At 36.4% G+C, this 13,980-nt stretch carries 7 protein-coding genes; all 7 read right to left on the reverse strand.

What is annotated here, in order from left to right; translation table 11 throughout:
- Nucleotides 1–86: 86 nt before the first annotated feature.
- Nucleotides 87–6,485 carry an Ig-like domain repeat protein gene (locus tag ACKI3D_RS05770; RefSeq protein ID WP_407392831.1) on the reverse strand — a complete coding sequence of 2,133 codons (6,399 nt, stop codon included), beginning with the start codon at nt 6,483–6,485 and terminating at the stop codon, nt 87–89.
- 142 nt (nt 6,486–6,627) lie between these two features.
- Complete coding sequence (locus ACKI3D_RS05775) at nt 6,628–7,119, reverse strand: hypothetical protein (protein ID WP_407392833.1); 492 nt, start codon at nt 7,117–7,119, stop codon at nt 6,628–6,630.
- Nucleotides 7,120–7,128: 9 nt separating this feature from the next.
- Nucleotides 7,129–8,724: a helicase HerA-like domain-containing protein gene (locus ACKI3D_RS05780; RefSeq protein WP_407392835.1), complete on the reverse strand. Its 1,596-nt coding sequence runs from the start codon at nt 8,722–8,724 to the stop codon at nt 7,129–7,131.
- A 5-nt stretch (nt 8,725–8,729) separates the two neighbouring features.
- Nucleotides 8,730–11,321 carry a DUF5814 domain-containing protein gene (locus ACKI3D_RS05785; RefSeq protein ID WP_407392837.1) on the reverse strand — a complete coding sequence of 864 codons (2,592 nt, stop codon included), beginning with the start codon at nt 11,319–11,321 and terminating at the stop codon, nt 8,730–8,732.
- A 57-nt stretch (nt 11,322–11,378) separates the two neighbouring features.
- Nucleotides 11,379–12,197 (reverse strand): DUF368 domain-containing protein, encoded by an 819-nt coding sequence (locus ACKI3D_RS05790; protein WP_407392843.1) that lies wholly within the window; start codon nt 12,195–12,197, stop codon nt 11,379–11,381.
- A gap of 132 nt (nt 12,198–12,329) precedes the next feature.
- Nucleotides 12,330–13,097, reverse strand: a complete 768-nt coding sequence (locus tag ACKI3D_RS05795) for an MIP/aquaporin family protein (RefSeq protein ID WP_407392839.1) — start codon at nt 13,095–13,097, stop codon at nt 12,330–12,332.
- An 8-nt stretch (nt 13,098–13,105) separates the two neighbouring features.
- Nucleotides 13,106–13,980, reverse strand: an 875-nt coding sequence (locus tag ACKI3D_RS05800; RefSeq protein WP_407392841.1) for a DUF2193 family protein, incomplete at its 5' end; no start/stop codon positions are given.

The raw sequence follows: 13,980 nt of genomic DNA on the forward strand, positions 1-13,980 counted from the left end.
AATCAAAATATATAAAGTTATCAAATAAAGTAGACATTTAGTAAAATATATATTAAAAAAAGAAAAAATAAAGAGGAATTAAACCTCTAAATTACAGTTATTTTTATCTTTGCACTTGATTTTTTATAGACAAATGTATCGCCGGCAAACTTGATTTTAGCTTTATACTTACCTTTTTTGTTCAATTTAGTGATTTTAAAGGTTGCTTTACCGTTTGCATCTGTTTTAGCTTTGTAAGTTACACCATTAACAGTTAAAGTTAGTTTTTTTCCAGCTTTAAGGTAGACTTTACCGTCAATTGCAGATCCAACAATGGTTTCGAGTTTTACAGTTACCTTTTTGGTTTTCTTTTTGGCTTTGAATGCACTGTTTTTAGCAACGATGCTTGTCGGTTTTTTGACAATGGTAATTCCTCTTACAAGGAATGAAGCATTGTAGTCATTATCGTCAAGGTAAGCCATACCGAATGTGTATAATCCTGCGTTTTGCAATCCTATTTGCACAGCGAAATGTCCTGTTCCGTTGGTTGTTCTGTTGAAGTTAATACCATTATAACCGATTTGCACAGTTTTGTTGACTAATGGTTTACCGTTGGAGTCTGTAAGCAACCCGACGAAGTATCCTCCACGTTCGCCAACAGTATAATCACAGGACCACTGTGTGAAGTCTTCTGCAGTAATAATTGTTCCTAACCTTTCTTTAACAGCAGGTTCGCTAGCATTTGTTTTAACAGTGACTTTTCCATCTACAACTTCTGCAGGATACTCCTTACCATCCACAACAACACTAGAAGGCAACTCAGGAACAGTAGTATTAGTATCAACAACAGCAGCACCATCCACATACACAACAGGATACTCCTTACCATCCACAACAACACTAGAAGGCAACTCAGGAACAGTAGTATTAGTATCAACAACAGCAGTACCATCCACATACACAACAGGATACTCCTTACCATCCACAACAACGGTTGAAGGGAATTCTGGTTCAGCCTTATTGGTATCAATTGTAACAGTACCATTAATAACTTCAACTGGGTATTCAACACCGTCAACAATAACAGTTACATTGTTATCCGGTTCAGTCTTATTAATATCAACAATAACAGTACCATTCACTACAACAGCAGGATACTCAACACCATCAACAATAACAGTTACATTGTTTTCAGGTTCTTCTTTTGCACTAACAACAACATCAACGCTATATGTTGTAGCATTGAATTTTTCATCACCTGCAAATGAAATTTTTGCAGTATAATTGCCTGCAGCCAAGCCATGAATTGAAATGCTTGCTTTTCCAGCATTAATATCGCCATAAAACTTTTTGTTATCCACATCAACTAAAACAAATCCTGAATCAATACCTGGGATATCGACTTCAATAGCTGAACTATTGCCTTCTTCAAATGCAATAGGTTTGGCAGTTATTGTGGTTTCGGCTTTAGGAACTGAGAATATTTGAGTTTTGATTTCACCGGCATAGTTTTCATCACCGGAATAATCAATTTCAACAATATGATTTCCAGGCAGATAACCAGTCAAATCAATAGCAGGAGTCTCATTAGCATCCCCATTATATACTTCTCTACCATCAATTTTGATTACAACATTACCGGAAGCGTTTTCAGGCCAGTCTAGTGAAATTACATCATTAGCTATGTTCATTGTTATGTTTGTAGGGATTGCCTCCGGCTTTTCCGGAATCTCTATAATAACTGTATTTGATATTGCTTTCTGGTATTTTCTATCTCCAAGGTATGTTGCATTGACAGCATACATTCCAGGAGCATTTAAAACTATGTTTAATGTATAATCAGCAGTTTTCACATCTCTTAAATTATCATTAAATCCGCTTGCTAAAACAATACGAGGATTATAATCCTGTGTATCAATGGCGACTTTAGTGCCGTTAATGTTTAAAAGGATTGTTCCTGTTGCATCTGACGGCAATTTTACGCTTACAGTAACTTCATTATCAACGACTTCACCAACACTGAGGCCGATATCTGTCATTTGTCTGGATACTTCAAATGTTGTTGAATTAAATCCTCTGTAATATGCCTCTGTTTCAATAGATTCGACAGTTACCACATAGGTTCCTTCATTATTTGGGATGAAAACATCATCAATAACTTCTCCGTTTACTTTAATGGTAATCGGTCCTGAAACGTTTTCAACATTAATATTAACCTCTTTTCCAACTTCAGCATTTGTAATTGGATTAATAATGAGTGTAGCATCATTTTTAATTGCATAAACTGTGGTTGAACTAAATGCCGCATGGTATAATTCACTTTCAGCAGTTCTTGCAACAATAACATACGCTCCGGCAGCATCTATTGTATACTTTCCATCATCATTCAAAGGATTGCCATTTATTGTTAATGTTACCTCCACACCATATTCAGCATTAGCAGAAATTATTATTTCTTCCCCTACTTTAGCGGTATCCGGTGCAGAAATGTTTATAGCTGGAGTGAGCTTATCTACAACATCGAATTCCCCTACTACAGAATCACTTGCATTATACCTGTCGCTTCCAAGGTATGTGGCTGTGACTCTGTAATTTCCAATCGGCAATGTGGCATTGAATTGTGCAACTCCATTCCTAATAGTTTCTGTAAAAGTTGCATTATTGATAGTGATTGAAACATTTCCATCTTCATCATCACTCATAAGAACTGAAATGGATGCATTTTGACCAACAACAACTTCCCTTGATGAAAAAGTAAGATTGTTAATTTTACTGGCTTTTTTTACAATATTGAAAGTAATTGAAGAAGAGTTTACCAAATAATCGCCATCCATTATGCTGGCTACAACGGTATACTCTCCGAAAGCCAATTTTGCAGTGTCAATGTCTATTTTGCCATTGCTGATATTGTAAGGCACATCATTGACTGTAACATTTACTTGAGTATCATTGTAGATTATAATATCAAATGAATCTCCAACAAAGTGCTGTTCAACAGGATCGACTTTTACATAGGAGTAAAAGGCGATTATAAAGTTATCCTCTTTAGGTTCAAATGAATAATTTGTGGTATTTACCAGTGCAACTTTTAACTCATACTCATTATTTTCCAAGTTATTTAAAATCAGTATCGCCCTTCCTTCAGAGGACATGTTATAATATGGCCTGCCGTTGATTATAAAGGAAACATTCTCATTTACTGGTTTTGTGAATAATGCCTCAATGATTATGTTATTTCTCTTAATTTCATAATCTACACCTATTTCAATTACAGACCTTACATTAATTGTGTTTAAGCTAGTTGAACTTAAATATTCGCTGTCACCATAAAAATCAGAAGAAACCTCATACAATCCCATCGGCAGATCTATGGAAATGCAAGCTTTACCGTCATCATCTGTAATGTTATAGTATTCATTGTTGTTTATTGTGAAATTAACTACTCTGGAAGAAAGAGGGTTTCCTGACTCATCTGTTAAATTGACTGAATAAATGATTTTTCCTTCATCAACATTCAAGTCATTTGCCTCAATTATAGTTCCTTTAACGTCCATTGCAAAATTACTGGAATTATATCCCTGATAGTCAAAGTCCATGAGGAATACTTCAACGCCATAGTCTCCATTTTCCAAAGTGAAATTAAATGTGTATTGTCCGTTGGTTAAATTAGCTTTGTAGGGTTTATTGTTAATTATTAATGTAACCTCACCATTTATGGTATTCAATGTTGAAACTGTTATGTTTACATTATTTTGATATTTGATTATTTCCAGATTTAAATCAATTGTCTCATTTATGATGTTATGGGAGGCAGTAGATGAATTATATCCTGTTCCATTAAATGTTGCATAAACAGAATAAGGATTGTTGCCAAAACTATGAGTTAGAGTAGCAATACCATGTGTTACATTTACAACCTGTTCCATGCCATTTAAAATAAAAGTGACATTTCCAGAGTTTACTAAGTTTCCATATTCATCTATAACTGTTGCAGTAATATTAATGAAACCTAATTCATTTGAATCGATTGCCAAATCAAGGAAGGTATTTATTTCGTTGAAAATTGTAAATGCCTTAATACATGCAACCTGAGAGTAATAGGTGTGTGTTGCATAGGTTCCAGTCTGGTTGTATAAATCCATCCAATTTTCTCCATCAAAACTGTAATAGGAAATTTCAGGTTTATAAATCTCCTTGTTAAGTGAATAGTATTCTGAAATAGGCATGGAAACTGGATTAAAACCGCTGACATTAAATGCTACTTCAAAAATATCCCCTGCAGTTAAATGAATCAATTTGCCTAAATCAAATGTGAAATATCCCGGATTTGACAAGCCATTCCTAACAACTTTCAAATCTCCATTTACATAAACAGAAGCAGTCCAATTAGCTATTTTTTCAAAGTATGTAGATACGCCTGCTAAATATTCATCATTTTCTGCTGTAAATTTGTTTTTATACCAAATCTGATCGGAATCAGTGTAGTAGAAATCTGTTTGACCCGCAATGTCATACTGGTAATTTTTATCATACTTGATAGTGTCATTTAAAATGATTGTATATGCAATATTGTCCACACCAGGCTGCGCCAATTTTCTATCATAATATGAGACATAGAAATAACCGTTATCCTTCCATTCTGAACCCCAGCTGTTCCTTACAATCCAAGCTCCATCGCCTTCCGGAGAGCCATAGAAATGGGAGCTGGAATAATTGTCATCCCATCCGACAATTGTTACTGCATGGTTTGATGAAGGATAACTCCAGCAATAGTATCCTCCGTTCCCTCTAAAGTAATAGTCGTCATAATACATTGAAGTTCCGACAGCCCCATATTTCATGATAGCCTTTTTGATAGCGTCATTGTCTGTGTAATTGTCTCTTTTTAAGAACAGAACGTTTTGAACATGCATGACACTGTTCAATACCGGAGATAATGTGCTATGGTCATCAAAAGTATCATTGATTTCAAATACCGGACCTAACCAGCCTGCAAGATAACCTATCGGCATATTGTCATAGCCCCCTTCGTTGGTTTCAATATCCCATCCATAGTCGGAAAACTGGGCAATGACATTTTTCATGTTTTCTTCAGACAAATCAAGATAGTCACCTGAAGCCTTTAGAATTGCTGATTCCAAAACAGCTATTGCTGTAAATGCCCAACAGTTACCTGAAGCCTGCTGGTCTTTTGGAATGGTAAGCAGATTATGTTCACGTAAACAATAATATGAAGGAAGGATATCAATTTCGGATGGAACATTCTTATACATGGTATAATTTCCATTTCCAATTGTAAGATTGATTGAAGAGGATATGTATTCATTATTGTTTATTAATGCAGTATTGTCTACGAATCTGCTTCTTTGAATTGGTTGGCCTTTAATAATATTACAAAGTGAATAAACCGCCCCAGCACAGAAACTGGCTCTGTTATATTCAAATCTATTCTGAATCATGCCCAGATTTGTGGAATTGTCTATGAATAATGCTCCTCCGTTACGGGCAGAATTATTGCTGAAAACACCATAAAGTGATGTGAAATTGCCGTACATATGATAAATTGCTCCTCCATCCCATTTGGCGCTGGAATTGTAAACATTTAAATGGTTAAGCTTCACATCAGTATTCAGGGTAGTAATTGCGCCTCCAAATGTGGCGGATGAATTGTAGATATCCACATTACTCAAATCCAGAGAAGAACTCCTCAAATAGATTGCACCACCTGCATCAGCCACGGAAGAAGAATTATAAAACTTAGTTCCGGATATTTTTATCTTAGTTCCAGATTCACCTGCAATCGCTCCACCAAAGTTATAAGCAAAGTTATTTATGAACATGGAATCAGTAATATCCAAACTGCCTCCGTCCATATAAATTGCCCCTCCGTATTCGGCATAGTTTTCCAAAAAGGCACAATTCCTAATGTTTACGGTTGGAGTGTAGCTTTGGCTATAATACGGGCAATTTATAGCTCCACCAAAATTATTCCCATAACTATCAGGATTTCGTCCAAGAGCATTGGCAAAAATGGTGTTTGTTGCATTTAGATTTTTATAATTCCAAATGGTAGCATTCTTTATAGTTAAATTATTCAGGGTCAAGGTATTCCAAACCTTAAATGCAATACCTTCATAAGTAATGACTGTTCTGTTGGCATCACAACCTATGAAAGTTACCTGCTGAATATCTTTTGTGTTATCTAATCTATATTCTCCATCGGCCAAATGAATATTAGCATTAGCCTTGATTCTGTAGGCAGTCAAATATTTATATGGTCTTTCCTTCGAACCATCCCCGTTATCATCTAGAGCAGACGCATTAAAGTAATAATCATTACTGCTCTCCTGAAGAGTGTCTGTCTCTTCAACACTTTCAATAGGGATATTGCTTTCATCATCTACTGTTAGATTGTTATCAATTTCATGAGCAAATCCTGACGGAATAACAATCAATAAAAGAAATGCAATTAAAAGCAAAATAACCCATTTATCAATCTTAAACAAAATAATATCCTCCATAATTATTTAATATATTATTATGTTTAAATTTCATAATATAAAAAATCAATTATAATTTAATATATTTTTAAAAAAAATAGAAAAGAAGCTACTGAAACATCTAATCAATAGCTATGAAATGAAATATTTAGAATATGAAACCTTTCTTTTTCTTGTGTCTATAGGAAATTTCAAATGAATCGAGCGCCAATTTTTTCAAAACTTCCAAATCATCGTCATTAACGCCTACAATATCTTCCCATTCACTTTCCAAACGGGTTATTTCATCCAAAATTTCAACACCCTTAGGAGTTAAAGAACAGTCATATGCAAGACCGTTTTCAGGATTCAAATCAATTTCGATTAATCCATTTTTTTCGAGTTTCTTATATTTCTTCAAATACAAGCCTAGATGCATATTAAACAAGTCATCCTTTTCAGCCTTTTCATATTCTCTAATCCTAACACGTTTGTGATGAGGCTTTTCATGCTTTCTAACCTTTTTCAAGAGTTTCACTTGACTTTCATGCATGAATATGCTTAAGTTTTCACGCACATAAGTCATCTTGGACTCTTCGATTATTGCAATCAAAGATGCTGCAGGCATGTCTGCAATTGCCTTTTTATGAGGATGAGCCATAAAACCACCTTATTTCATCTGTCCAAATATTCCTCTCATGATTCCTTTTGTAACTTCACGTGCAGCAGTATTCATTGCCTGTGAAGCAGCCTTTTCAACCATCTTTTGAGGATCGGATTTTTTAGTTTTTCTACGTTTGGTTGTGGTTTTGGTTTGACTGGCTATGACAGTTCCCAGAATGTCTCCCAAAATGGAGCCTTGTTGCTGTTGAGGAGCTTCCGGAGCCTCTTGAGGAACTTCCTGTCTTTGTGTTTTAACCTCTTCAAGGATTTCTTTATCCGCAGCCGGAACTTCACTTTCAATATTTGGATTAGATTCTATTTTATTCAACAATAACTCATAAGCTGATTCTGCATCAACAGCTTCCCAATATTTGGACTTGAATTCAGAAATGTCAATGATTTGCTGACGTAAATCGTCTTCAATAGAACCAATATGGCTTTGAGGAGGAACAATCTTAACCTGTTCAACGACATTTGGTGCTCCTTTCTCATCAAGAGTGGATACCAAAGCTTCACCAGTTCCTAAAGTGGATATCACTTCAGCAGTATCGAAATTAGGGTTTGGCCTGAAAGTTTCAGCCGCAACTTTTACTGCCTTTTGATCTTTTGGAGTGTATGCGCGAAGTGCATGCTGAATACGATTTCCCAGCTGTGCCAATATGTCATCAGGAATGTCTGCAGGAGATTGGGAAATGAAGTATATTCCTACTCCTTTTGATCTGATAAGCCTTACAATCTGTTCTATTTTTTTGCCGAATTCAGGTGAAATTTCATCAAACAATAAATGAGCTTCATCGAAGAAAAATACGAATTTAGGTTTGTCCATGTCTCCCACTTCAGGCAAGTTCTGATATAGGCTGGACATCATCCAAAGCAGGAATGTTGAATATATTTCAGGTGATAAGGATAACTTTTGAGCATCCAAAACATTGATGACTCCTTTTCCATTATCGTCAACCTGCATGAAATCATCCAAATCAAGTGCAGGTTCACCGAAGAACAGGTTTCCTCCCTGATCTTCAAATGCGATAAGGCTTCTTAGGATAGTATTTGCTGATTTAGGAGCTATTGCACCATACTGACTTTCATATTTGTCCTTGTTTTCAACAACGTGATTAATCATTGCCTTTAAATCCTTCAAATCGATGATTAAAAGGGATTCGTCATCGGCAACCCTGAATATGATATTTAAAACACCTGCCTGTGCTTCAGATAAGTTCAGGATTTTTGCAAGTAACATTGGTCCCATTTCAGATAGTGTAACCCTTACAGGAAGACCCTTTTCACCGAAGAGATCCCAAAATTCAACAGGATATGACTTGAAGTTAAATCCTTTTTCCTCAAGGCCGAATGCTTCAACGTTTCTTGCAATGAAATCATTTGTTGAGCCTACTTTTGCAAGTCCTGAAACGTCTCCTTTCATATCCGCCAAAAATACGGGAACTCCCAAATCTGAAAAGGACTCAGCTAAAACCTTTAAAGTAACAGTTTTACCAGTACCGGTTGCACCGGCAATTACACCATGTCTATTGGCCATTTTTGGTAATAAAAACACGTTTTCGTTTTCATTACAACCAGTTAATATTTTATCTTCTGCAAACATTTGTTTCACCCATTTTCGATTTTCTTAATTAGATAATTTGTTTTTTTAACTATATTATTTTTATTAAATGAACTTGAAATTCTCTTAATCGCATCTAAATTTTTGACAAAATTATCCAGCCATGAGAAGATATCCCCTGGATATACCTGAATCTGATATTTCCTGAAAAGTTTGTTTGAAATGTCTTGAGGATCCTTTCCCTTTAAACGCTCGTTAATAATTACTTCTGAAATTCCCCTTTGCATGCAGCTGCAGAATGGCCTGTCCTGACACTTGCACTGCATGAAATCAGTCTGAAGGGCAATCAACGCATCCTGGAATTTCTTGTCGACCTTACTGATTGCTTCTCCAGAGGAGATGATATCCAAAGTGGATTCTGCAAAAAGCCTTGTTGAAAACTTAATCTTAAGGGCATTTGAAATCTGATTGTGGATTACGCTTGAGAGATATGCATTTTCAAACATCTCCAAATCAAGCGCCATAGCAATAATCAATACTTTCAGCTTGTCGTAGCTGTCCTTCTTCTTATACATCGGTGACAATCCGACATATCTTTTTAAGTATTCCCTATCATTTAAGGTATTTTTAATAAACTCGGCTTCAGCAATTGATAAAAATGAAACTGATGTTGCCCGACCATACTTTGTAACTTCAAGTTTATTATTTGCTGTAACATTAATCAATCCCAAATCTTCCATTTCATCAACAGTTATTTTTAAAGAAACCGGGATATCAATATCATTATAGAATTTGTTCAATTCATCTTTAGACCTTATTGATGTAGATGAAATATCTGCTAAAATTTGCTCATAGGCCGATTCCTCATCATATTCAATATATACATCTTCGTGATTGCTTTCCAAAAGGTCCAATGCCTTTGACTCTTCAGATTCACCTTCAAAGTCATTGCCAACTTCAGGCAGGAGATATACAATACCTCTGTCGTGATAGGATGGCCTTCCGGCACGTCCAAGCATTTGCGAGAACTCATTGGGATTAATCCATTTGTTTCCCATTACCAAGGAATCGAATATTACCTGTGAAGCCGGAAAATCCACACCTGCCGCAAGAGCTGCAGTTGTTACAACGCAGGAAATTTTTCCCTTATCAAAGTCCTTTTCTATCTTTTCTTTCTTATAATAGGACAAACCTGCATGATAAGCCTGGGCATTGACTCTCTTATTGGTTAAGTAATTAGCAATCTGATGGGTTTTGCGCCTTGAATTTGTAAATATGATAGTCTGGCCCCTATAGCCTTTCTTGGATTTGGTGTTGAATTCCTTTTTGGTTAAAATCTGCATTAAATGACGTTTTTGAGACTCGTTTCTTGTATAAACCAGATGTCTTTCTAGCGGAACCGGTCTTTGGGAGTACTGGACGAGTTTCATGTTAAACTCATCAGCCAAAAATTCAGGGTTTTTGACGGTAGCTGACAAACCGATGATTTGAGTTTCAGGATATAAATGCTTAATTCTTTTAATCAAACCGTTCAGGCGTGTTCCACGGTCTTCATCATCAATCATATGAATTTCATCAATCAAAACAACACCCAGATTGGATAGGCTGTCGGAGTTGCCGTTTCTAAGCAGATAATCGATTCCTTCATAGGTTGCAACAACAATATCCGCTTTAGAGACATCAGAATCAGGAAGCTTAAGTTCACCCTTTGCCTTAACACGATTTCTTCCAACCTTAATGGCAACATTCAATCCTAACTTCTTGTATTTCTTTTTAAAATCACGGTATTTCTGATTGGCAAGGGCCACCAAAGGAGTTAGGAAAATGAATTTTTTGCCTTTCAGGGCTTCTGTAATTCCTGCAAGCTCCCCAACCAGAGTTTTACCAGAACCGGTTGCACTTACAACCAGCAGGTCTTCACCCTTCAGAAGGCCTTCCTTAATGGCCAGATACTGGACAGGCAATAATTTGGTGTTGCCGGAGTCCAGCAGGACCTGCTTAAAGTCATTCGGAATCTTAAGCCTTTTCATGTCAACCGGAGGTATGATATGCTTTGATTTTTTGGTTTTATCGAATAAAGTTAAATTTCTGTTTTTAATCGGATCAAAGTGAGGGTCAAGAACGGATAAAGTCTTTTCCAAACTTCCTGTCTTTTCCAATTTGGACTTCAGGTTTCTGAATATTTTCTTATCGAAACCCTGAAGTTTAATTTCCTGTTTGATTGTATCATAAGCGCAGTCCTTACAGATTAACTGGTTGTTATGTTTATAGGAATAGGATGAGTTGACGATTGTGATGTTTCCCTCATAAGCGCAGAAATCACAGACCTGGGTTTTTCTAACCTTAATATTAAGTGATTTCAGGAATTTCTCCACCTTTTCGTCGGGAGTTGCCAAAAAAACAGCCTGGGAACGTAAAAGTTTAGTTACTTCAGAAGGGGGAAGCAACTTTTCATTTAATGTGGAGTTGTCATTGAAATTGTAATCTGCAACAAATCTTGAAATGGACAGTGAGTCACCGTCATTGGAAAATTTGATGTTTCCGACAAATTCAGGGACTCTTTTATGGTTTAGCGCACCTTTTGGTGAGCCGATAGGATACAATCTCCACTGTTTTTTGACCTTTTTTAAAACTAGCATTGCTTTTATTTATATTTTTAATTGTTAATAAATATTAAAAAAAAGTATTTAATTCGATTATTCCATATAATCAAATCTTGTCTCTAAAATAATAATTATTGCAAAACCTATTACGGCAACAATAAGGCATGGGAAAAGACCTGTAAAACTCAAGCCTGCAGAGTTTACAATTTCTACAGCCGGTACCTTGAGAGATCCAAGCATTACCCCAATAAGAAACGCCATTGTTACTTCTTCATGGTTTTTAAGCAGGTAGTTGAGGATTTTTGAAAAACCGAGTATTCCAATTAGCGCACCAACTACAAAGACGATGATTTCAACAATGTTTAACTGATGAAGTGCATTCAGCATGTGTTTGTACTGGCCTAAAAGCAGTAATAAAAATGAACCTGAAATGCCCGGAAGAATCATTGCACAGATAGCTATCATTCCAGAAATGAATATCACCGGCAAGGAATGATTGGCAGCTATCGGATTCAGGCTTACAAATATGAAAGTCAAGATTGCACCTAATAATGCAAACAACAGGTTTTTCAAGTTGATTTCATTGAGTTTTTTAAACAATATCACTGCAGAAGCTATGATTAAACCTAAAAAGAATGCATAAGTCAGGGCAGTATGCACATCCATACAATATGTAACCACTTTAGCTAGTGTGAGGAAAGCAACACCAATACCCAAAACCAAAGGAATGAAAAATTTGAATTCTATTTCATCAAATAATCCCTGAATGAAACCGTTGATGTCCCCTTTAAGGAGAGGTTTAACAAAGGCAAACCTGATTCTGCTGATTGCCTCCACCAGATGGGCATAGATTCCTGTTATCAATGCTATTGTTCCTCCTGAAACTCCAGGAACAATATCTGCAGACCCCATTAATAGTCCACGAATAAAAATTAGAATAGCTTCCTTAATATCAAAACTCAATATATCACCTAAAATAATATTAGTTTCACTTACATTAAATAGGTTATCAAAAAAAGAAAAAAGTGGAATAATTCAAAAGAATTATTCGTCGTTAAATGGTTGTGGGAGTTCACAAACTCCACTGTCTTTTGCAAGATATGCATAAGCGAATGCTGCACATACCGCACCGAGAATCGGGCCGACTAAGTATATTGGGAAGAATCCCCAGAGGTTAGCTCCTCCTAATAAGGTATCCATTAAGTATGGTCCGAATGTACGTGCTGGGTTGATTGAAGCACCTGTGAAGGCACCTAAAACAACGATTACTGCTGCAACAGTCATACCGATTGAAATACCGGCGAAACCAGGTTCTGCTTTTTTATCAACTGCTACGCCCATTACAACCATCATAAGGAAGAATGTTCCCAAGAACTCAGCAAACATTGCCTGTAGATAGCTTACTCCAAGACCTGGAGCTGTTGCACCCAGTCCTCCGATTGCAACTGCAGGATCGCCTAAACATAGGAATAGACAGAGGCTTCCTAAACATGCTCCGATTACTTGTGCAACAATATAATAAATACTGTCGATTAAAGCAATGTTCTTGGTTACAAGCAGACCAATGGTTACTGCAGGATTCAAGTGTGCACCTGAAATCTTTCCGAATACGTAAATACATATCATTACAGTTAGACCGAATGCAAGAGCAATTGCAATCCAGTCACCAAGTCCACCTAAAGGTCCAATTCCGGTAGCTCCTGCCGCATCAGTAATCAATAGTGTGACAACAGCCGCACCGGTACCGAAAAATACTAGGAAAAATGTTCCTAAAAGTTCTGCAAAGAATTTTTTTCTAATATTACAAGTCATCAACTCACCTATACAGCTTCTCTCCATTGACAGTATTCGTGTTTGTTATCTGCAAGACATGCTGAAGCACATTGTTTACAACCTCTAACAGGTGATCCAGGGGCTTCTTTATCAAGAGCGATAATGTTTGTCATCATAGTTGCTGTAATTGGTTCTGAAGTTAAAAGACATGGATAGTCTGCTAATCTCATAAGTGATGAGAATCTTACTGTAATTGCGCATGCTGGGTAAGCATATCTTTGTGGGTTCATTAAAACTTCGTTTTCTAAAATAGGTTTGAAGTCTACTTCCATACCTTTAATTCTAGGAATGATTTCAAATCCTGCAGAGGATCTCATTTTTCTAGCATTGCTCATTGCATTAAATCCTCTGTAAATCATGTCCATGAAGTCACAGTTGTGTAACTCAGCAGCGGCACCTCTTTTTGGATATTGCTGTACATAGTTGTGGAATCTTTTGTTTAACATATCAACAACCATTGGAGCAGTAAATCCATCAAGCTCTAATAAGAATTCAGTTGCACATGCAGATGCACCGGTTGAAAGTTTCAATACGTCGGATGGTGTTTGGAACACGTCAAGATTGTTTCTTAATGAGTTTTCAATAACGCCTGCAGTAGCTTGGATAGTGGCCATTATCACATCATCTTTACACATGTTGTATGTGGATTGACCGATGTGGTGTCCGATATCTCCAACACAGTATGCAGGAACAGTAACAATGTTACCGTAGTGTACTCCATCATCCATTGCAGCTTTTACAACAGGAGTCATTGCCTTTTTATACTTGTTCATGTAATCCCTTACATCGAATGATGAATGGTCAGCATCATCCATAAGAACGCCTTGTCCTTCAATAGGAGTCCTATAAATCATTTGTAATG

Source organism: Methanobrevibacter sp., from assembly GCF_045586545.1.
GTDB lineage: Archaea > Methanobacteriota > Methanobacteria > Methanobacteriales > Methanobacteriaceae > Methanocatella.